Below are 21,067 nucleotides of genomic sequence, written 5' to 3'. Positions count from 1 at the left end.
GAGGACAGGCGTGAATGAAGTCGAGAGCTTGGTCGATACGCATAAAAAAATCCGAAACCCAACAAGGAGTTTCGGATTCTTACACAGCCTGAGGATCGGTCAATGGATCCTTAACTGATCGGCATTAGCGCCCAGGCGCCGGTTTTTGTTTCGGGATGACGAGCGGGCTGCGTCAGCCCAGCAGGGCTTTCATCAGACTCGAGATGCGGGCCGCCAGCTCATTGAAGCAGGGACGGCGCACCGAGTAGTGACGATAGAGCAGGGAGATGGTGCGCCCCGGCACGGGGTTGATCACCGGGCGATAGCTGACGCCCCCCTCCTCCGGGTTGGCGGGCACGGCGAGCCTGGGCACCAGCGTCATGCCGCTGCCGGCGGCGACCATGTTGCGCAGGGTCTCCAGACTGGTGCCCTTGAAGCGCTGATCCTCACCGATGCCCGCGGCAAAACAGAAACCCATCGCCTGATCCCGCAGGCAGTGACCGTCGGCCAGCATCAGCAATTTCTTGCCCTTGAGATTGTGCAGGGGCACCGCCTTGGCGCTCGCCTCCGGGTGATGCTGGGGGACGGCCAGCCACATGGGCTCCTGATAGAGGGGGATGGCGCCAAACCCCTCCATCCCTTCCAGCTCCGCCAGCACGAGGCAATCCAGCTCCCCCTCCTCCAGCCGCTTGAGCAGCACCTGGGTCTGATCTTCGTAGAGGTAGAACTCCAGCTTGGGGAAGTGTTCACGCAGATCCTGGATGATGTGGGGCAGCAGGTAGGGGCCCACGGTGGGAATGAAACCGATGTGGATCTCGCCGGACATGGGCTCGGCGAAGTGCTGGCCTATGCTCTTGAGCTCTCGCGCCTCTTTGAGCACCTTGCGCGCCTGACGGGCCATGGCATCGCCGGCGGGCGTGAACAGCACCTTGCGGGAGGTGCGCTCGATGAGGATCACCCCCAGTTCATCTTCCAGCTTGCGCAGCTGCCCACTCAGGGTCGGCTGGCTGACAAAGCAGCGCTCCGCTGCCTTGCGAAAGTGTTTCTCCTCTTCCAGCGCTACCAGATATTCGAGATCGCGAAGGTTCATAGGTACTGCATCCTGCCGTTCAATGAGGCCGATAGCATGCACAAGAACGGTGCGGGGGACAAGGGAGGCGCGCAGACGGGTCTGCCCTCTCCCTCTCCTTTGACAAGCCACAGGCGATGGGCGAGAAACTCACCCCATCAGGGAAGCGATGTGATCCGCGAACGCCGATGGCTCTCCCAGATAGGAGGAGACAGGCAGCGCAGCGACGCGCTCCCCTTGCATCAATACCAGGGTCGGAAACCCCTGCCCGCCGAGCCGGCGCAGCCACGCCTGGCTTGTGGCCAGATGGCCCACAAGATCGACCCGACCAAAGGCCAGTGCGAATGCCTCCGGTGTCAGCCCCTGCTCCCGCGCGAGCGCCGCCAGCCGTGTCGGGGAACCGACCCATTCCCCATCCCGGTAGTGGGTTTCCTGGATGCGGTGCAACAAGGCAAGGCCGTCGCCGCCAAGCTCGCTCACCGCCAGAACGGCGCGTATGGGCGGCTCGGAGTCGAGGAGCAGTGACTCGTTGAGCAGAAGCTCGTTGAAGTAGCGCTCACCAAAGCGCTGTCCGGTGAGGGCATGGATGCGCTCGTCATGGGGGCGCACATAGTCCCGCAGGGGCTGTCCCATGGCCTGGCGCCTGGCGCCCATCCAGAGGCCCCCCCCATGCAGTTCGATGCGAAGGCCCGGGATCTCGGCAGCGGCTTTCAGCAGGGGGGCGGCGCCATAGCACCAGCCACAGAGGGGGTCATAGACATAATGGAGGGTTGTTTGCGCTTCGTTCATCATCATTCTCGCTTCAATGCTGGATAAAAAACCGGGCCCTCGGGCCCGGAAAAAAACACAGGGATGTAGGCGTCAGGGAGTTACCACTTCATCTCGCCGGTATTGACCTTGGCACCGATGGCCAGGCCATCATCGACCGGCAGGGAGGGGTAAGCCTTCTTCAGCGCTTCAATCAGCTGGCCGGAGTGCTTGGTCTTGGCCAGCTCTTGCTCAAAGCGCTGCACGTAGTCACGGGTGAAGGTCACGGCTTCGGTACCCTTGGGCGCAGTCCCCAGGAAGTGACCCGGCACCACGCGCTCAGGTTTCAGCGCCAGCAGATTGTTCAGCGCCTTGACCCAGTGGCTGCGAGCGGCCTTGGACTGGCTGTCCGCCATCCAGACGTGCACGCCGCTGTAGACCGGCACACCACCAAAGGCCGTCTTGATGGAAGGGGCCCAGAGGTAGGCATTCGGGGTGTTCATCTCTTTGATTTCAATCTTCTCGCCATCCAGCGTCAGGTGGCTGGCCGTCATCACTTGCGGCACGGTAAGGCTCTTGGGTGCATCCTTGCCCAGGATCGGGCCCCAGTAGCTCAGCTTGGCATCCTTGGTCTGCTTGATATGGTCGACCACATGCTGGTCGGCCAGCACCTTGACATCCGGGAACGCCGCCATGACGGGTTCCAGACCGAAGTAGAAGTCGGGGTCACCGGCACTGATATAGACAGTGGTCAGCTTCTTGCCGCTCTTCTTGATCATGTCCACCAGCGCCTGACCATGTTGCACATCGAACTGGGCATCGATCAGGATGGCCTCTTTGTCACCGGTTACCAGTGAGGAGGAGACGGGGAAGATGGCCTTCTCGCCGGGGTTGTAGACGGTCACGGTCAGGGGGGCCGCCAGGGCGGAACCCGTCATCAGGAGGCTGGTCAGGGTCAGGGTACGCAGTGTGTTGTTCATCAGATAACGCTCATCGGTGTGGATTAATGGAATGAGCGCAGTTTATTGCATCACCATCGATACAAATACCGCATAATGGGCGCATCACTGTTGCACAAATCGAGCATATAGGGGCACAAGATGGATAGGCTGACCGCATTGCGGGTCTTTGTCTGCGTAGTGGAACAGGGCAGCCTGAGCGGCGCCGGGGAGAAACTGGAGATGTCCCGCGCCATGGTGTCGCGCTACCTGGCCGAGCTGGAACGCTGGATGGGGGCCAGATTGCTGCACCGCACCACCCGCCGGCTGAGCCTGACCGGGCCGGGAGAAGAGGCGCTGAACCGGGCCAGAGCCATGCTGGCCCTGGGGGAAGAGATGGAACACCTGGCCATCCGCCATGACGAGGCCCCCAAGGGGCAACTGCGCATCACCTGCAGCTACTCTCTCTCCGAAGCCCTGCTGGTCGGGGCGGCGAACGACTACCTGGCCCGTTACCCCGGCACGGCGATCGACATCCTGCTGCTGGACCGGACGGTCAATCTGGTGGAGGAGCGAATCGATCTCGCCCTGCGCATCACCAATGACCTCGATCCCAACCTGGTGGCCCGCAGGCTCGGCACCTGCCACTCGGTGGTATGCGCCAGCCCCGCCTACCTGGCCCGCCATGCTCCGCCGCAGCAGGTGCAGGATCTGGCACTGCACAACTGCCTCACCTACACCTATTTCGGCAAGAGCCTGTGGGAGTTTCTGGGGCCCGATGGTCCCGAATCCGTCCCGGTGAGCGGCAACCTCAGCGCCAACATCTCCAACCTGCTGCTGGCCGCCACCCTGGACGGGGCGGGGATCAGTCTGCAACCCGCCTACTCGGTTCACCCCCATCTGGCAAGCGGCGCCCTGGTCCCCCTGCTCACCCCGTGGCAGCCCAAGCGCCTCGGCGTCTATGCCGTTTATGGCACCCGCAAACAGATGTCCCCCCTGCTGCGCAGCTTCCTCGACTTTCTCGTGGAGCGGATGGCGGACGATCCCCTGTGGCAGGAAGCCCCTCCCTCTCTCTGATCCCTGCGAGCCGCACAAAAAAGGGGCCTCGCGGCCCCTCTTTGCTCCATCCTGTGCCGGTCAGGCTTCGAAACCGAATGCCTTGACCGGGGTCTCTCCCTCCTCGGCCTCCTGATCCTCCAGATAGATGTCGTGATAGGCGGCATAGATGGAGTAGTTGATGGCAGGCAGCACCACCAGCAGGCCCACCAGCATCAGGAGTGCGCCAAAGAAGATCAGCACGGCCCCGAGCAGCCCCCACCAGAGGAAGGGCCACATGTTGCGCAGACATCCCTTGAAGCTGAGCCGGGCAGCCTGCCAGACCCCGACCTGATGGAAGAGGATAAGGGCGGGGGCGAAGGTGATGGCCATCAGCACGGGAACGAACAGTGCCAGTCCCACCAGGGCGCACACGAGGAAGCCCCGTGCCTGCTCCGGGGTCAGCGCCAGGGAGCCCGGATCCGCGGACAACAGGCCGGTGAGTCCCCACTGGTGCAGCAGGAACACGCAGATCATCAGGATCCCCATGATGAGGCCGAGCACCATCAGGCCCCCCAGCATCAAGGGGGTCAACCGATGGCGGAAACCGGCAAAGAAGTCGCCAAATTGCAGCGCCTCGCCTTGGTGACCTCGCCGCGCCACCGCCACCCAGCCAGCCCCCCACACCATGTAGAGCAACTGGGAGATCAAGCCCCCCGCCGGCAGTTGATCCAGCACGATGCCCACCACAAACCAGAGCACTATCATGGCCACGCTGGCACCCATCCCCTTGTTGAAGATGTCGAATCCGGTGCGGATCCAGATCCAGCCCTGTCCTATGCCATGGCGTTTGGGTTCGTGGCGCAGGGCCCTGTCACTGTTCATCATTGACCTCGTCGAAAAATAGGGGCGAAGCGGCGTCTCCTCAGGGCACGCTCACCGTGACCATGATGGTGCCGGTGTAGGGGCCGGTGCGTACTACCTGGCCCGGCAGCCGGGTCGGGTAGAGCCTCACCTTGTAGTCGGTGGCCTGGGTCGCCGCCGAGTAGGGTACCGCGATGGCGGTATCGAATGGAATAGGGGTCAGGGCCCCCTGCTCGACCATGCCCACCCCGACACCGGCCAGGCTGGTGGTAATGAAGCGGTTGTCGCTCGCGAGCACCCCCGAGAAGCTGTAGCGCAGCGGCCCCCTGATCAGGCTGGCAAGGTCGAAGGGAAGGCGGGCACCCGCAACCAGAGCATTCACCTCGCTGCAATGGCGTGTCCGTTGCGTCTTTCTGGGCCGCAGCCGACGAGTTTATCGGCCACGGTTGACGGACAGCACCGCCAGAATGTGGCATCATCTCCCCCCTCTTGCTTTCCCCCTGATCCGATGGAGCCATCATGCGCCGCCTCTTCTTTCTTCTCCTGCTGCTCGGCAGCCCTGCGCTTCACGCCGAACCGGGGTTTATCAGCCGCTTGCTCAACCACCCGGTGCCGGGGGGCGTGGCCGTGGTACCACTGGGAAGCGGGGCCAAGGCGCCCGCAGTGCGCTATCAGGACAAGCCTGTGCTGGTGGTACAGGAAGACGGGAAGACGTGGATCGCCATCGTCGGCATCCCGCTCAAGAGCGCGCCCGGCCCCCATCAGGTGACCACCAGCGATGGCCGCACCTTGAGTTTCAAAGTCGGCACCAAGCACTACCGTGAGCAGCACATCAAGCTCAAGAACAGCCGCCAGGTCAATCCGCTGGCCGAAGACATGACCCGCATCAACCGGGAGCTTGCCGAACAGACCCGCGCCTACCAGACCTTCAGCCCGGCTCAGCCGAGCAACCTGCTGTTTGACAAGCCGGTCCAGGGCCCGCTCTCCAGTCCCTTCGGGCTGCGCCGCTTCTTCAACGGCGAGGAGCGCAACCCCCACTCCGGACTCGACTTCGCGGTCGGAGCCGGCACTCCCATCAAGGCACCAGCCGCTGGCAAGGTCATCCTCATCGGCAACTACTTCTTCAACGGCAATACGGTGTTCGTCGACCACGGCCAGGGCCTCATCAGCATGTTCTGTCACATGTCGAAGGTGGACGTGAAACTGGGCCAGAGCCTGCCCCGCGGCGGCATCGTCGGCCGGGTCGGCGCCACCGGCCGCGCCACCGGTCCCCACATGCACTGGAACGTCAGCCTCAACGACGCCCGCGTCGACCCCGCCATCTTTATCGGCGCCTTCAAGCCCTGAGGCCGGCGACCTGCCGCCCACAGGCAGGGAATGAAAAAGGCAGCCGAGGCTGCCTTTTTCATGGACGCATGACCACATCTCAGGCAGCGCTGTGCTGGCGCCCCTCCCTGTTCATCACCCGCCACATCACCAGGACCAGCAGAGTGCTGCAAGTAGGCAGCGCCAGCCAGACACCGGCCACTCCCCACAGGGAGGAGAAGCCCCACAGGAAACCGCCGATCAGCACCAACTTGCCGCCGGTGAGCAGGGAAGCGATGCGGGCCCGGTTGATGGCCTGGAAATAGGTGGCCCCCACCAGCAGCAAGCCTTCCATGGGCAGCCCCCAGAAGTAGAGCCAGATACCGAGGCTGGCTACCGGCAACAGGGCAGCATTGTCCCCCGCAAACAGATAAACCACTGCCTCCGGCCACAGATACAGCGGGATCATCCCGCACAGTGCCACCGCCATGGTCACTCCCAATGCCAGGTTGCGTACCCGCAGTACTCGCGACCAGTTGCCCGCCCCGGCATTGAAGCTGGCGATAGGCTGGATGCCCATGGCGATCCCCTCGAAGATGAGATAGAAGAAGGCCTCGCTGTAGCTGATGACCCCATAGGCGGCCACGTGCAGCGAAGTGCCCACCGAGAGCAGCGCCTTGTTGTGCAGCGCCAGCACCACCGAGAGGTAGAGGTACATCAGAAAACTCGACACCCCGAGTCGCAATGTCTCCCCCATCAGCCGCCAGTCGGGCACCAGGGTATCCCAGCGAATGCGCAACTGGCTGCGGGGGGTGAAGAAGTGCCACAGGCACAGGCCCCCGGTGACCGCCTGGGAGAGCATGGTCGCGATGGCGGCCCCCGCCAGCCCCCAGGGGATCACCGCCATCAGCAGGTAGTCGAGCAGCACGTTGAGCACGCCGCCCCCCACCAGGATCCAGGTGGTGAGGCCGGGTCGCCCGTCGTTGCGCAGCAGGGCGGTAAAGGCCATGGAGAGCACCGCGAACACCCCGAGCCAGGCGTACCACTGCAGATAGGCGAAGCCTGCGTCGAAGATGACCCCCTGCGCCCCCATCCAGACAAGCATGGCCTTGCCGTAACGAATGCCAATGAAGGCGAGCAGCGCGGAGGCGATGAGCACCATCACCAGGGCATTGCCGACGATGTGGCGCGCCCTAGCCTGCTCCCCCTTGCCCAGATAGAAGGAGGCCAGCGACGAGGATCCCATGCCGATCAGGGCACCCACCGCGTAGAGCACGGCGCAGATGGGGTACGCCAGCATCATGCCGGCCAGCCCGTCCTGGCCCAGGATATGGCCGACGAAGATGCCGTCAATGGTGACATAGATGCCGGTGACCAGCATGGCGGCCACCGTGGGGGTGACGTAACGCAAGAAGAGGCGGGAAAGGGGGGCCGTGCCCAGATCGACGGAGGACATAAATTGCTCAATGAAGGGGAACGGCCAGAATAATAGCCAAACAAGACCCGGATCACCCGTTATTTGTGCCGTGGATCATTCATCTTGAGGGCTTTACCCGCCCCGGCCCCTGCTTTAGGCTAGGGCGACTTCTCCTGAACGGAAACGTGCGCCATGTTGCAACGCTTGCTCTGTCTGATGCTCTGTCTCAGCCTGTTCCCCTTCTCCGCTGTCCAGGCCGATGATGCCATCACTCAGGTAGAGGAGCTGCTGCAAAGCGTCCCCAAGACGGATACCCCGGAAAACCAGCAACTGCGGGAGAGCTACCAGCAGGCGCTGCAATATGCCCGGGATGCCCAGCGCTACCGGGAACAGGGCAAGGCCTACCAGCAGATCCTCATCGACTACCCCAAGGAGTCCGCCCGTCTCAAGGAGGGGCTGCACAACTATCAGCCCCAGTCCCGCCCGTCCCTCTCCTCCCTCAAGGAGGATGCCCTTCGCCAGGCCATCAGCCTGAGCAGCAACCGCCAGCTCAACCTGCGCAAGGAGCGTCAGGCGGTGACCGACAGCCTCAACCAGCTTGAGAGCACGGGCCAGGAATATCACCTGCGGGTCGACGAGTTGCGCAAGCAGTTGCTCCAGACCCGCTCCCTGCTCGATCGCCTGAGCTTCAGCAACGAGTCGGACAGGTTGCAGGAGGCCCAGCAACTGGCCACCCGACTCAAAGAGCAGAGCCTCTCCGACCGGATCCAGATGCTGGAGCTGGAGCAGCTCTCCGCCCAGCAGCGCAACGATCTGGGCAAGCTCAAGCTGCAGGAGCTCAACCTCGCCATCACCGACGAGGATGAGTGGCAGACCAGTCTGCTTGCCCAGCAGAACCAGCTGCGCCGGGACAAGACCGAGCAGGCCCTGGCCGAGAGCGAACGCCTGCGCCGCCAGCTCACCTCTGACCTCCCCCTCTTGCAGGAGCAACAGCAGCAAAACCAGGCCCTCTCCCTCCAACTGGGGGCTCTCGAGGACCAGATTGAACGGGTGCAGGACGAGCAACGGGGGGTGGACACCTCCCTCTCCGGGCTCAACGAGCTGGTCAATTCGGTGCGCGAACAGCTGGAGTGGTTGCAGATAAGCAACGCCTACGGCGAGAACCTGCGCAGCAAGCTGGCCGATCTGCCCGCCTACTTCCCGCTGGAGCGGCTGGAGTCCGCCATCGTCAAGGCGCGCATGGCCAAATACCAGTACGAGACCGAGCAGGATGCCCTGAAGGATCCGGTGCAACTGCGCAACAGCCTGCTCAGTGGAGACGACATCACCCTGGACAGGGCCCAGCGCGCCGTGCTGGATAACCTGCTCAAGGCGAGGCGACAACTGCTGACCCGGCTCAACGATGCCTCCGACACCCTCATTCAGGAGCAGACCCGCCTCAAGCTGCTCTACAGCCGCCAGAACAGCAAGATCGACGAGATCCGCGAACTCAGCGCCAGCCATCTGTTCTGGATGCCGGACGTGCGCCCCCTGAGCCCGGCGGTGCTGCTCGGCGTCCCGGCCGCCCTCGGCCTTGCCTTCAACCCGGCCAACTGGCTGCAACTGCCCAGGGCCATCGCCGAGAACAACCCCCTGAGCCTGACCCTGGCTGGCCTCGGGCTGCTGGGGCTGGCCTGGTGCTGGTTGAAACTGGCCCGCCACCTCCTTCAATACAGCCACTACATTGCCCCGCGCATCGGCAAGGTAACCCAGGACAAGTTCAGCCTCACCAGCCGGTTGCTGGTGCGCTCCGTGCTCGCCGCCCTGCCGCTGCCCGCCATGGTGCTCATGGTGCACGGCCTGCTGGACGGCGCCTGGCAATATCCCTTCGCGGTGGCGGTGGCCCGGGGCCTGGGTGAAATCTGGTTCCTGCTGCTGGCCCTGCTGGTGGCGCGCCACCTCACCCTGGAGAAGGGGATCCTCATCCTCCACTTCCGCTGGCAGAAGGAGCGGGTGCAGCGAGTGTGGGGACAGTTTCGTACCCTGCTGCTGGTGCTGATCCCGAGCTTCTTCGTGCAGGGCATGGCGAGCAGCTATCAGGAGCACGCCTTCTACGACTCCCTGGGACGCCTCGCCTTCATCATCGGGGCCCTCTGGCTGCTGCTCTTCTTTGCCCGCCTCAACCGGGAAAAACTGCCCCTCACCTGGGGTCAGGCAGACATGACCAAGCCCCATCTGCTGCACCACTTCATCTGGAACAGCCTGATGCTGGCCCCGCTGCTGGCGGTGCTGGGCGCCCTGTTCGGCTACTTCTACACCTCCCGCACCCTGCTGCGCCAGCTGGAGCTGAGCCTGCTGGCGGGGCTCGGCTGCCTGCTCGTCTACTATCTGGCCCACCGCTGGATGCTGATCCAGCGCCGCCGACTCGCCTTCGATCGCGCCAAGCAGAAGCGGGCCGAGATCCTGGCGCAGCGGGAGCGGGAAGAGGACGATCTCAGCTCCGAGATCCCCGATGTGGTGGAGGAGCCCGAGCTGGATCTGGATACCATCAGCGCCCAGTCCCTCGGCCTGGTGCGCACCCTGCTGATGCTGGGCTTCACCATGCTGGTGGTGGTGCAATGGTCGGATCTCAACTCGGCATTCAGCTTCCTCAGCAGCATCGAGGTGTGGCAGGTGAGCAGCAAGGTGGCCGGCATCGAGCAGCTCTCCGCCATCACCCTGCAGGATCTGATGCTAACCGTCTTCGCCTTCATCCTGACGGTGGTCACCGCCCGCAACCTGCCAGGGTTGATGGAGCTCACCCTGCTCCAGCACCTGAGCCTCTCCCCAGGCACCGGCTTCGCCCTCACCACGGTGAGCAAGTACCTGGTACTGCTGATTGGCGCTCTCACCGGCTTCTCCATGCTCGGCATCGACTGGTCCAAGACCCAGTGGCTGGTGGCGGCACTCTCTGTGGGGCTGGGCTTCGGCTTGCAGGAGATCTTCGCCAACTTCGTCTCCGGCCTCATCATCCTGTTCGAAAAACCGATCCGCCTGGGTGACACCGTCACCATCCGTGATCTCACCGGCACCGTCACCAAGATCAAGACCCGCGCCACCACCATAGTGGACTGGGACAGGAAGGAGATCATCGTCCCCAACAAGGCCTTCATCACCGAGCAGTTCATCAACTGGTCCCTGTCCGATGCCATCACCCGGGTCCGCTTGCGCATTCGCATCGGCCTGACCCAGAATCCCAAGCAGGTACAGCAACTGCTGGAGCAGAGCGTGCGCGAATCCACCCTGGTGCTGGATACGCCCGCCCCGGAGGTGTTCCTCATCGAGTTCACCGACTCGGCCCTCATCTACGAGATCCGGCTCTACGTCAACAACATGGATCACCGGATGCCCATTACACATGAGGTACATTCCCTGATCCTGGAGAAACTCGGCCAGGTCGGCATGCATCTGCCACATCAGCAGATCGACATCCGGATGAGCCGGGGATGAAGCCCCCAAAGACGACAACAGGAGCCATCATGCAGATCATTGCCCATCGCGGTGCCAGCGACCTGGCCCCGGAGAATACCCTCAAGGCGATGAGCCTGGCGCTGGATCTGGGTGCCAAAGCCATCGAGCTGGACGTGCAGTGGGCCGACGGAGAGCTCTGGGTCTTCCACGACCGGCGGCTCGAGCGCTGTACCAACGGCCAGGGTGTGCTGACCGGGCAATCCCGGGAGTACCTGGCGAGCCTGGATGCGGGGGACGGGGAGCGGATCCCGACCCTGTGGCAAGTGATGGCACTGGTGGCGGGGCGCTGCGAACTGCACATCGAGCTCAAGGGCGCCCACACCGCCGAGCCGGTGGCCGCCCTGACCAGGCGGGCCGAGGCCGAGCTTGGCTTTACCCAGGCGCACTGGATCGTTTCCTCCTTTCATCATCCCGAGCTGTTACGCTTCAAGGGACTGCGACCGGAAATCAGGATCGGCGCCCTCATGGCCAGCCTGCCCCTCGACGGCGCCGCCTTCGCCGAAACGCTGGGGGCCTGGTCACTGAACTGCGACGTGGATTTCGTCGACGAGACCCTGGTGGCGGATGCCCATCGCCGGGGGCTCAAGATCCTGGTCTATACAGTCGACGAAGTGAGTGATGGGAGCGCCCTCGCCAGCATGGGTGTCGATGGCATCTTCACCAACCGGCCAGATCGATTCAGCTGAGTATCGGCGCGGCCTGGCAGGCCACAAGGAGGTGAAAAGAATTGAAAAAATGCGGTGCACCGGGATACATAAAGTCCATAGCCAGCCGATACAGAGTTGGCTCATAACAATAACAAACACCATGGATCTCTGACTGACGCTCACAAGGATGTAAACATGAACCTATCCATCAAGAACAAGCTGGTCCTCTCCATCGGGGCCATCATTCTGGTCATCACCGGCCTGCAGGTCTGGTACAACACCTCCCAGTTGCGCAGTGAAACCCAGCGGCTGATCTGGAGCTTCATCGACGACAGCTCGGTCGCCAACGTCAAGGGGATCTCCCGCTGGCTCGACGCCCGCATCAATCTCGTCACCGCCACCAAGGAAGCCTTCGCCAAGGAAGACGAGCCCCTCAGCCACCTGGCCCAGTCCATGAATGCGGGCAACTTCGATCTCGTCTACGTGGGCACCAAGGATGGCCGGATGATCCAGAGCAAGCCGACCGATCTGCCGGCCGGCTATGATCCGCGCCAGCGCCCCTGGTACAAGGACGCCATGGCCGCCGGCAAGCTCGCCATCACGGCCCCCTATGCCGACATCACCACCGGCCAGCTCATCATCACCATCGCCGAGCCCTTCAGTCGCGGCAACACCGACGGCGTCATCGCCGGTGACGTCTCCATCGACGGTCTGGTGAAAGACGTGCTTGCCATGAACTCGGAAGGCACCTATGCCATTCTGGTGGACAGCAACGGCACCATCATCGCCCATCCGGACAAGGATCTGACCCTCAAACCCGCCACCGCCATCTCCCCGGAACTGACGGCAGCCAAGGTCAACGAGCTGGCCCATGACAACACCATCTCCGAGATGGATATCAGCGGCAAGGCGAGCGTGTTCGACCTCACCGAGATCCCCAACACCAACTGGTATTTCGGCATCGTGGTGGACGAAGCGGTCGCCTACCAGTCCGTCTCCCGCATGGTCACCTCCGCCCTCATCCAGGGATTGCTGACCATCCTCATCGTGGCGGGCTTCTCCTATGTCGCCATCAACGGCTCCCTGGCGCCGCTGAAAACCCTGGGCGAGGCCATTGCCGATCTCTCCCGCGGCAACGGCGATCTCACCCGTCGCATCAAGATCGAGCGTGAAGACGAGGTCGGTACCGTCGCCAAGCACGTCAACACCTTCATCGAGCGCATCCACGTTATGGTGCAGGACATCTCCAACTCCTCCACCCAGCTCAACCAGCAGGCCAGGTCTTCCCACGACATGGCGGAGAAATCCAACCAGGGGCTGGCCCGCCAGCAAAACGAGATCTCCCAGATTGCGACCGCAGTGCACGAGATGTCCGCCACCGCCGTCGAAGTGGCCAGCAACGCCGAGCAGACCGCGGAAGCGGCCCGCAGCTCCTCCAGCAGTTGCGAGCACGGCAAGCAGGTGATTGCCCGCAACCAGCGCTCCATCACGGATCTCGCCACCCAGGTCAAGCAGGCCTCCGGCATCATTCAGGAACTGGAGAAGAACGCCCAGGAGATCAACACCATCCTCTCCACCATCCAGGGCATCGCCGAGCAGACCAACCTGCTGGCGCTCAACGCCGCCATCGAGGCCGCCCGGGCTGGCGAGCAGGGACGCGGCTTTGCCGTGGTGGCCGACGAGGTGCGGGTGCTTTCCCAGCGCACCCACAGCTCCACCGTCGAGATCCGCAGCATGATCGAGACCCTGCAGCGCAACACCCAGGGCGCCGTCAGTACCATGCACGAGGGTCAGCTGCTGGCCCAGAACAGCGTGGAAGATGCCAACGATGCGACCCAGGCGCTGGAGCAGATCACCACCTCCATCAACCAGATCTCCGACATGGCGACCCAGATCTCCAGCGCCGCAGAGGAACAGCGTGCCGTCACCGACGAGGTGAGCCGCAACATTCAGGCGGTCAAGGATGTCTCGGACGAGCTGGCAGTGGATGCGGACAGCTCCCGCAATCTGTCGGCCCAGCTTAAAAATATTTCAGGTGAATTGAATAATCAGGTCGGCATGTTCCGCATCTGATCGACCATGGGAAGAAAGGGGCCGTTCAGGCCCCTTTTTTTTATAAACCCTTTTTGTTTCAACGGTTATAATCCCCTTTCGAGACCCTCAACCCTGTGATCGACATCTCCTTTTGCCCATGTGTGGGAGACGGGCCCAGTCTGTCATGGCTATATTCGCATTACTTTTTTGATGCCTAACCTCGATATGTCATCGTGATAATAGTTATCATTAAACTGTTTTGATAAAAAACTTAAAAACTTTATGGGCAATACCCAAAAAGAGAGGCATTTCTCATTTTTTTGAAAGAAAACTACGTATAATCTTGGAGTTAAAATCACCAGAGTAACGAGTACGGCTGATCCAGATCACTGATGGATGGCGATAATGACGGCATTTTCATCCAAGGAATGGGGTGGTTGTAATAAAAATCACCGTTGCCAAGCACTAAAACAAAGCAGTTTGACTTGCATCAAGCCTGAATTTTTTTCATAGAGCAAAATCGTGCCCAGCAAATCTATCCCTAAGGAGGCAGATGTGGATATTATCAAGACCGATGTTGCCATCATCGGTGCCGGTGGCGGTGGCCTGCGTGCCGCAATCGCCATTGCAGAAGCCCACCCGGAGCTGGAAATCGCCCTGATTTCCAAGGTCTATCCGATGCGCAGCCACACCGTGGCCGCCGAAGGTGGCGCCGCAGGCGTCGTCCGTGATGACGATTCCCTGGAAAACCACTTCAACGACACCGTCTCCGGTGGTGACTGGCTGTGTGAGCAGGACGTAGTCGAGTACTTCGTCAACAACGCCACCAACGAGATGATCCAGCTGGAGCACTGGGGTTGCCCCTGGAGCCGCAAACCGGACGGCAAGGCCAACGTGCGCCGTTTCGGCGGGATGAAGATCCCCCGCACCTGGTTCGCCGCCGACAAGTCCGGCTTCCACATCCTGCACACCCTGTTCCAAACCTCCATCAAGTACCCGACCATCAAGCGCTTCGACGAGCACTTCTGTCTGGATCTCATCGTGGAAGATGGCCGCGTCCAGGGTGTCGTCACCTTTGACATCCAGAACGGCATCACCCGCTTCATCCAGGCCAAGTCCGTGGTGCTGGCCACCGGCGGCGCAGGTCGTGTCTATCGCTACAACACCAACGGCGGCATCGTCACCGGTGACGGCATGGCCCTGGCCTACCGCCACGGCGTACCGCTGCGGGACATGGAGTTCGTCCAGTATCACCCGACCGGTCTGCCGGGCACCGGCATCCTGATGACCGAAGGTTGTCGTGGTGAGGGTGGCATCCTGCTCAACAAGGATGGCTATCGCTACCTGCAAGATTACGGTCTGGGCCCGGAAACTCCGGTCGGCCAGCCAAAGAACAAGCACATGGAGCTGGGTCCGCGCGACCGTCTCTCCCAGGCCTTCTGGCAGGAGCAGCAAAAAGGCCGCGTGATCCAGGGCCCCATGGGCGACGTGGTTCACCTCGACCTGCGCCACCTTGGCGAGAAGTACCTGAAAGAGCGTCTGCCCTTCATCTGCGAACTGGCCAAGGCCTATGTGGGTGTGGATCCGGTAAAAGAGCCGATTCCGGTACGTCCGACCGCCCACTACACCATGGGTGGCATCGAAACCGACGGCAAGTGCGCCACTCGTCTGGCCGGTCTCTATGCCGCTGGCGAATGTGCCTCCGTCGGTCTGCACGGCGCCAACCGTCTGGGTTCCAACTCCCTGTCCGAGATCGTGGTCTTCGGCAAGGTGGCCGGTGAGCAGGCAGCCGAGTTTGCCGCCACCCAGCAACACGGCAACACCCAGGCGCTGGTCGCCAAGGCCGAGGCGCTCATCAAGCAGCACCTCTCCCTGCTGGACATCGACGGCACCGAAAACCCGGCGGATATCCGCAACGAACTGGGCATGTCCATGGAAGCCGGTGTCGGTATCTACCGTACCGAAGAGCTGATGCAGGGCACCATCGACAAGATCAACGAGCTGAAAGCCCGTTACAAGAAGATCAAGATCAACGACAAGTCCTCGGTCTTCAACACCGACCTGCTGTACGCCATCGAGCTGGGCTACATGCTGGACGTGGCGGAAGCCATGGCGCACTCCGCCATCAACCGCAAAGAGTCCCGCGGTTCCCACCAGCGTCTGGACGGTTACGAGGAGCGCGATGACGTCAACTTCCTCAAGCACACTCTCTCCTTCTACAACGGCGAAGGGGCCCCGACCATCGACTATTCCGATGTGAAGATCACTAAATCCCAACCGGCCAAGCGCGTGTACGGTTCCGAGGGTGAGAAACAAGACGAGGCTAAGAAGAATGGCTGAGATGATCGAAATTGAAATCCTGCGCTACCGTCCCGAGCAGGATAACGAGCCCTGGATGCAGACCTTCCAGGTGCCCTACCTCAAAGAGATGTCCCTGCTGGATGCGCTGCAATACATCAAGGATCATCTGGACTCCACCTTGAGCTTCCGCTGGTCCTGCCGGATGGCGATCTGCGGCTCCTGCGGCATGATGGTCAACGGCATTCCGAAACTCGGTTGCAAGACCTTCCTGCGGGATTACCTGCCGGGCAAGATGACTATCGAACCGCTCAACAACTTCCCCATCGAGCGCGATCTGGTGGTCGACATGTCCGACTTCATCGAGAAGCTGGAGAGCATCAAGCCCTACATCATCCCGTCCGAGCCGCGCAACCTGTGCGATGGCGAGTACACCCAGACCCCAGCTGACATGGCGAAGTATCACCAGTTCTCCATGTGCATCAACTGCGGTCTGTGCTACGCGGCCTGCCCGCAATATGGCATCAACAAGAAGTTCACCGGTCCGGCGGCCCTGGCACTGGCCTATCGCTACAACGCCGACAATCGCGACAGCGCGTCCAGGGAGCGGATGAAGATCATCAGCCAGGACGAGGGCGTCTGGGGCTGTACCTTCGTGGGCTACTGCTCCGAAGTGTGCCCGAAAGGCGTGGATCCGGCCGCCGCCATCCAGCTTGGCAAGGTCGAGAGCGCCAAGGACTACATGATCGCCATGTTCAAGCCGGATTGAGACCAGGAGTGAGACCATGAACAACACTGAGAGCAAACGTAAGCCTTACGTGCGCGAGATGAAAAAAGACTGGTGGCTGAAGAATGCCTTCTACACCGGTTACATGATCCGCGAAGGCACCAGCATCTTCGTCTCCATCTACGCCGTCGTGCTGATGTGGGGTCTGCTGCGGCTGGTACAGGGTCAGGAGGCATTCAATGGCTGGCTGGAATCCCTGCAGAGCCCCATTGCCATCCTGTTCCACGTCATCGCCCTGGCAGCCTGCCTGTTCCACGCCAAGACCTGGTTCGCCCTGGCCCCGAAAGCCATGCGCATCTTCCGTGGCGAAGACCTGGTGCCGGAGAAGCCGATCGTCATCGCCCAGTATGTGGCGCTGGCGGCGGTATCCCTGCTTGTCCTGATCATCGTGGCCTGAGGGGAAAACAATGAGACGTTCTGACGAACCCGGTTATTGGTGTCTGTTTGGTACCGGGCTCTCACTCAGAAACGTTGGCCACGATCACTCAATCATGATTTGAGGAAAAAATATGAGACGTTCTGACGAGCCAATTTACTGGGGTCTGTTTGGTGCGGGTGGCATGGTGGTTGCCATGCTGCTGCCGGTCATTGTCCTCATCACAGGTCTGCTGGTGCCCATGGGCATCATGGACGTGGAGACCATGAGCTACGAGCGCGTGCTGGCATTCGCCAGCTCCTGGTGGGGTGCCTGCATCCTGCTGGTGATCATCGCCCTGCCCGTCTGGCACGGCATGCACCGCATCTACCACGGCCTGCATGATCTGGGGATCCACACCACCAAGCTGCACCACTATGTGTTCTATGGCTTCGCCTTCCTGGTGTCCGCCATCACCGTCGGTCTGCTGATGGTGCTGGTGCTCCAGTAAGCACATCCTGACTGCATAACAAACCGGGCCCAGTGCCCGGTTTTTTTATGACCATCTTCCGCGGCTCACGCCACAGCCCGATAGCCGGCATTCCCACTGGATGTGTCAAGGCACTCAGCCACATTCAGCGCCAACTGTCAGCCCCGTCACCAGAGCGTCGGCGCCGGTTCACGACCGTTTTCCGCGTAGTAGAGCGACGGCAGAAACTGCGCCAGATAGCTGAATTCGCTGTAGCAGTGGCGCATCAGGTTGAAACCTACCTCGTCCGGCACCTCGTCAAACGGGTTGGCGCAGGCTTTGCCCAGCAGGAAGCGGCTGCGCAGCACACAGCCGTATGGGGTATCGCGCGCCAGGTGCAGCATCTCGCCATCCAGCGGCGCACCATTGCCATCCAGAGCTACCTCGTCGCCAAAGCCGATACGGGCGCAGATGGCGGCAGAGAGAGCCTGCGTCTCCCGCGCCTCCTGTAGCGATTGCGGGGCGAACACCTCTTCGGCGCCGTGGAACTTGAGGCGAGCTGCCACCGGCGGCAGCTCGGCAAGCCACTCCACAGCCTCTATGCTGGCTCCCACGAAGCGCTCCCCTTTTTTCCAGTGATGATCCCAGCCCCGGTGCTCGACATGATCGTGGGGGTGCCACCACCTGATGTGCTGGGTCGTCTCGAAGAAGGTGAACCACCAATCCAGCATGCGCCCCTTGCAGCCGTGCAGATCGGTGCGGATGGCGACCGTCAGCAGGCCGTCGGTGCTGCGGGTCAGACCCATTTCCAGGCGAAGGGGTTGCGGGCTGAGCAACTCGTTGATGTCATTGACGCCCCAAGGGGCAAACAGGGCAGAAGGATGCATGATATGACTCCCATAAATTTAGGAAACGAAGTTCGTTTCTTAAATTACGCTATGCCTGTATGCTGGGTCTGTCAATGCTTTCCAGGAGCCCATATGTCGCACCCGAACGATGAAGAAACACGCTCACGAGGCCGTCCGGTCACCCCGGAAGCCGACCTTCGCGCCGCCCTTGCCGAAGCGACGCTGACCTTGTTGCTCAAGGGGGGTTACGGCGCCGCGACCGTGGATGCGGTGGCCAAAGAGGCGGGGGTCGCCAAGAAGACCCTCTACCGCTTCGCCGCCAACCGTGACGAGCTGGTGGCGCAGGCGGTGCGCAGCTGGACCGATGCCTTTCAACCGGCCTTCGAGCAGGATGCCGCCCACCCAGGCGCGCTGGGGGAGATGCTGGAGCAGGGCTTGCAGGCCATAGCGGGACAGGTGCTGAGCGCACCGGCGGTGGGCATGTTCCGGCTGCTGCAGCATGAGTTCGCGGGGCGGGATGCCCTGCTGGCGGCCTATCAGGAGAACGGCATTGCCCGCGGCAGGGCGACGCTGGCGGCGTGGTTGCAGCGCCAGCAACAACTGGGCTGGCTGCGGGAGCTGGACGCCGCCCAGACCAGCGATCTGCTGCTGGCGATGACCATGGCGGAGCCCCTGCGCCAGATGGCGCTCGGCTTGCTGGCGCCGGGCAGCGACATCCGCGAGCGCATCACCGCGGCCGTTACGCTGGTGCTGCCCGGCTTGATGCGAGGGTAGGCGTCCTTCCTCAGCATGCCACCTCCTGCCATTGAGCCAGCAAGGGAGCAGGAACGTTGCCATAACGCAGCAGCGGGGTCTGGTGCCACTCCGCCAGCTTCTGGATGGCCTTGCCCAGATCCTGGGCCAGGCTCTGGGTGATCCTGACCCCTTGCTCCAGATAGAGGCTCTTGACCTCAAACACCCCCTCCTTGCGATGGGCCTTGGCGTCCATCCTGCCCACCAGCTTGCCGCGATGCAGCAACGGCAGCACGAAATAACCGTACTGGCGCTTGGGGGCCGGGGTATAGCACTCGATGCGATAGTCAAAGCCAAACAACTCGCTGGCCCGCTTGCGATCCCACACCAGCGGGTCAAAGGGCGAGAGCACGGCGGTGTGGCTCGCCTTGAGGGTGCCCGCCTGGGCCCGGACCAGCTCATCGTCCAGGGAGGCGTGAACGAAGGCTCCGTGCTGCCACCCCTCCACTCGTACCGGCAACAGCTCCCCCTCATCCGCCAGCTGGTGGAGCAGGGCGTCGTATTTCCCCCGTTTAAGGCGATAGTAATCCGCCACCCAGCCGGTCTTGACCAGCCCCAGCGCCCGGCAACTGGCTCGCACCATGTCCCGCCGGGCGAGATCAGGACTCGGCAGATCCCGCTCGTCATTCCACTCCGGCATGACCCGCTCGGCGAGATCGTAGACCCGCTGGAAATTGCGCCGTTCGCGCACCATCAGCTGGCCTGCGGTAAACAGCACCTCCAGGTGGCGCTTCTCCGGCTTCCAGTCCCACCAGCCGTTGCCCTTGTCCCCCTTGCGCTCGAAGTCTGCCGCCCGCACCGGGCCATCCTGGCGAATGCGCTCCACTATCTGCGCTATCTCGCCGCCGTGGGTCTTGAGCCACTGGGCGGAGAACTTCCAGCCCATGGCGGCGGGATCCAGCATGCGATGGCGCAGCAGCCGGTAATCTTCCCGGGGGACGAAACAGGCCTCGTGGGCCCAGTATTCGAAGAGGTCACCATCGGCCAGCAGTTGTTCCAGCCAGCGCGGATCGTAGTGGCCGAGACGGCTGAACAGCACCAGATAGGGGCTGCGGGCCACCACGGAGATGGTGTCTATCTGCAGCAACGCCATGCGGCGAATGCAGGCGAGCAGGTCGGCGGGGGTTGCTCTGGCGCGGCGCGGGGTCAGCAGCCCCTGGGCCGCCAGTTGCAGGTGGCGAGCGTCTTGCAATGAGAGGTGGGGGATCGACATGGAGATAGGGGCATCCGTTCCTGGGTATCAGGCCACCAGCATGCCCAACTCATGGCCAAATGAAAACGCCCGGCTCAGGGTTTGGTGAACACCGCCACATCCGCATGAGGAAACTCGACCGCTGCTTGCCAGCGGACCGCCAGGGCACGGAACGAGGCCTCGGCGAAGAAGACGATGTGGGTGGGATCGTGGCGATAGCGCCAGGTCTTGAAGCGCTCGTCCCCCAGCACCCGCTGGGTCTGCAACACCAGCACCCCGCCGGGCTTGAGGCAGCCCCAGAGCGTGTCCAGCACGGCGCGGGGGGTGGCGATGTGCTCTATCACCTCGGTGCTGGTGATGAAGTCGTATTGCCTTGTCAGGCACTCGGGGTCGTCGGCATAGAACTTGTCGTAGCCCGCCATCTCGAAGCCCGCCTCCCGCCCCATGGCGACCAGCGCCGGGCCCGGGCCGCAGCCAAAATCGAGGCCGCTGGCAGGAGGCGACACCCGGGCCAGCACCTCGCCAAAGGCACGCATCAGAAAGGCCCGGTAGCGGGGATCGTCCACCCGGTTGTCGTGCCCGTCATAGACCGCCTTCTCGGCCCCCTCGTCCAGGTGGTCCGCCTCGTCCATCCAGACCAGCTCGCACGCCAGGCAGCGGTAATAGCCCTTGCCCGCCACCGGCAGGGCATGGTGCCGAGGGGAGAGACACAGGGGACAGTGAACAGGGGATGACATGGCAGCTCCTCGGGTGGCGACAGCGGGGCAGATTGCCTGCCACGCCCGCTGCTGGCAACTGTTTT

Annotated in this window: 19 protein-coding genes; 10 read left to right on the top strand and 9 right to left on the bottom strand. The window is 62.4% G+C overall.

Annotation, left to right across the window (positions count from 1 at the left end; translation table 11 throughout):
• Nucleotides 1-172 precede the first annotated feature (172 nt).
• The 3 genes from oxyR to C3418_RS11920 all read right to left on the bottom strand — a co-directional run bounded on the left by oxyR (nt 173) and on the right by C3418_RS11920 (nt 2,775).
• Nucleotides 173-1,069 carry a DNA-binding transcriptional regulator OxyR gene (oxyR, locus tag C3418_RS11930; protein WP_010673817.1) on the bottom strand — a complete coding sequence of 299 codons (897 nt, stop codon included), beginning with the start codon at nt 1,067-1,069 and terminating at the stop codon, nt 173-175.
• Nucleotides 1,070-1,198: 129 nt separating this feature from the next.
• Entirely contained in the window at nt 1,199-1,843 is a 645-nt protein-coding gene (locus C3418_RS11925) for a DsbA family protein (protein WP_103858567.1), read from the bottom strand.
• A gap of 74 nt (nt 1,844-1,917) precedes the next feature.
• On the bottom strand, nt 1,918-2,775 hold the full coding sequence (locus tag C3418_RS11920; RefSeq protein WP_010673815.1) for a Vmh family MBL fold metallo-hydrolase: 858 nt from the start codon (nt 2,773-2,775) through the stop codon (nt 1,918-1,920).
• A gap of 120 nt (nt 2,776-2,895) precedes the next feature.
• On the opposite strand from C3418_RS11920, the gene C3418_RS11915 reads away from it, so the two are divergent.
• Nucleotides 2,896-3,810 (top strand): LysR family transcriptional regulator, encoded by a 915-nt coding sequence (locus C3418_RS11915; protein WP_029314115.1) that lies wholly within the window; start codon nt 2,896-2,898, stop codon nt 3,808-3,810.
• A 60-nt stretch (nt 3,811-3,870) separates the two neighbouring features.
• Here C3418_RS11915 and C3418_RS11910 read toward each other — a convergent pair whose 3' ends face one another.
• Together C3418_RS11910 and C3418_RS11905 are read right to left on the bottom strand one after the other, a co-directional pair.
• A complete protein-coding gene (locus C3418_RS11910) occupies nt 3,871-4,653 on the bottom strand; it encodes a BPSS1780 family membrane protein (RefSeq protein WP_010673813.1) in 783 nt (260 codons plus the stop codon).
• Between the two features lie 40 nt (nt 4,654-4,693).
• On the bottom strand, nt 4,694-5,014 hold the full coding sequence (locus tag C3418_RS11905; protein ID WP_010673812.1) for a hypothetical protein: 321 nt from the start codon (nt 5,012-5,014) through the stop codon (nt 4,694-4,696).
• Between the two features lie 137 nt (nt 5,015-5,151).
• Here C3418_RS11905 and C3418_RS11900 point away from each other — a divergent pair, with 137 nt between their 5' ends.
• Nucleotides 5,152-5,979, top strand: a complete 828-nt coding sequence (locus C3418_RS11900; RefSeq protein ID WP_010673811.1) for a M23 family metallopeptidase — start codon at nt 5,152-5,154, stop codon at nt 5,977-5,979.
• A 79-nt stretch (nt 5,980-6,058) separates the two neighbouring features.
• Here the strand turns inward: C3418_RS11900 and C3418_RS11895 are convergent, their stop codons facing one another.
• Nucleotides 6,059-7,393 carry an MATE family efflux transporter gene (locus C3418_RS11895; protein WP_010673810.1) on the bottom strand — a complete coding sequence of 445 codons (1,335 nt, stop codon included), beginning with the start codon at nt 7,391-7,393 and terminating at the stop codon, nt 6,059-6,061.
• Nucleotides 7,394-7,546: 153 nt separating this feature from the next.
• Here C3418_RS11895 and mscM point away from each other — a divergent pair, with 153 nt between their 5' ends.
• The 7 genes from mscM to frdD all read left to right on the top strand — a co-directional run bounded on the left by mscM (nt 7,547) and on the right by frdD (nt 17,475).
• Complete coding sequence (gene mscM, locus C3418_RS11890) at nt 7,547-10,822, top strand: miniconductance mechanosensitive channel MscM (protein ID WP_010673809.1); 3,276 nt, start codon at nt 7,547-7,549, stop codon at nt 10,820-10,822.
• Between the two features lie 29 nt (nt 10,823-10,851).
• Nucleotides 10,852-11,529, top strand: coding sequence for a glycerophosphodiester phosphodiesterase (locus C3418_RS11885; RefSeq protein WP_010673808.1), 678 nt, complete (start codon nt 10,852-10,854; stop codon nt 11,527-11,529).
• Between the two features lie 156 nt (nt 11,530-11,685).
• Complete coding sequence (locus tag C3418_RS11880; RefSeq protein ID WP_010673807.1) at nt 11,686-13,563, top strand: methyl-accepting chemotaxis protein; 1,878 nt, start codon at nt 11,686-11,688, stop codon at nt 13,561-13,563.
• Between the two features lie 516 nt (nt 13,564-14,079).
• Nucleotides 14,080-15,864 carry a fumarate reductase (quinol) flavoprotein subunit gene (gene frdA / locus C3418_RS11875; RefSeq protein WP_010673806.1) on the top strand — a complete coding sequence of 595 codons (1,785 nt, stop codon included), beginning with the start codon at nt 14,080-14,082 and terminating at the stop codon, nt 15,862-15,864.
• Nucleotides 15,857-16,591 carry a succinate dehydrogenase/fumarate reductase iron-sulfur subunit gene (locus tag C3418_RS11870; RefSeq protein WP_010673805.1) on the top strand — a complete coding sequence of 245 codons (735 nt, stop codon included), beginning with the start codon at nt 15,857-15,859 and terminating at the stop codon, nt 16,589-16,591. Before frdA ends, C3418_RS11870 begins: the two co-directional genes overlap by 8 nt.
• A 16-nt stretch (nt 16,592-16,607) precedes the next feature.
• Complete coding sequence (locus C3418_RS11865) at nt 16,608-17,006, top strand: hypothetical protein (RefSeq protein WP_010673804.1); 399 nt, start codon at nt 16,608-16,610, stop codon at nt 17,004-17,006.
• A 112-nt stretch (nt 17,007-17,118) separates the two neighbouring features.
• Nucleotides 17,119-17,475 carry a fumarate reductase subunit FrdD gene (gene frdD / locus C3418_RS11860; protein WP_010673803.1) on the top strand — a complete coding sequence of 119 codons (357 nt, stop codon included), beginning with the start codon at nt 17,119-17,121 and terminating at the stop codon, nt 17,473-17,475.
• Between the two features lie 146 nt (nt 17,476-17,621).
• Here frdD and C3418_RS11855 read toward each other — a convergent pair whose 3' ends face one another.
• On the bottom strand, nt 17,622-18,320 hold the full coding sequence (locus C3418_RS11855) for a DAPG hydrolase family protein (RefSeq protein ID WP_010673802.1): 699 nt from the start codon (nt 18,318-18,320) through the stop codon (nt 17,622-17,624).
• A gap of 93 nt (nt 18,321-18,413) precedes the next feature.
• Between C3418_RS11855 and C3418_RS11850 the strand changes: the two genes are divergently transcribed.
• A complete protein-coding gene (locus C3418_RS11850) occupies nt 18,414-19,055 on the top strand; it encodes a TetR/AcrR family transcriptional regulator (RefSeq protein WP_010673801.1) in 642 nt (213 codons plus the stop codon).
• Nucleotides 19,056-19,065: 10 nt separating this feature from the next.
• On the opposite strand, the gene C3418_RS11845 is transcribed toward C3418_RS11850, so the two are convergent.
• Complete coding sequence (locus C3418_RS11845) at nt 19,066-20,286, bottom strand: winged helix-turn-helix domain-containing protein (protein WP_010673800.1); 1,221 nt, start codon at nt 20,284-20,286, stop codon at nt 19,066-19,068.
• Nucleotides 20,287-20,360: 74 nt separating this feature from the next.
• Nucleotides 20,361-21,002, bottom strand: coding sequence for a class I SAM-dependent methyltransferase (locus C3418_RS11840; protein ID WP_010673799.1), 642 nt, complete (start codon nt 21,000-21,002; stop codon nt 20,361-20,363).
• Nucleotides 21,003-21,067 lie beyond the last annotated feature (65 nt).

Source organism: Aeromonas sp. ASNIH8 (assembly GCF_002919855.1).
Lineage (GTDB): Bacteria > Pseudomonadota > Gammaproteobacteria > Enterobacterales > Aeromonadaceae > Aeromonas > Aeromonas caviae.
Note: the sequence above shows the minus strand (reverse complement) of the source record. Positions and strands in the feature narration are given on the sequence as shown.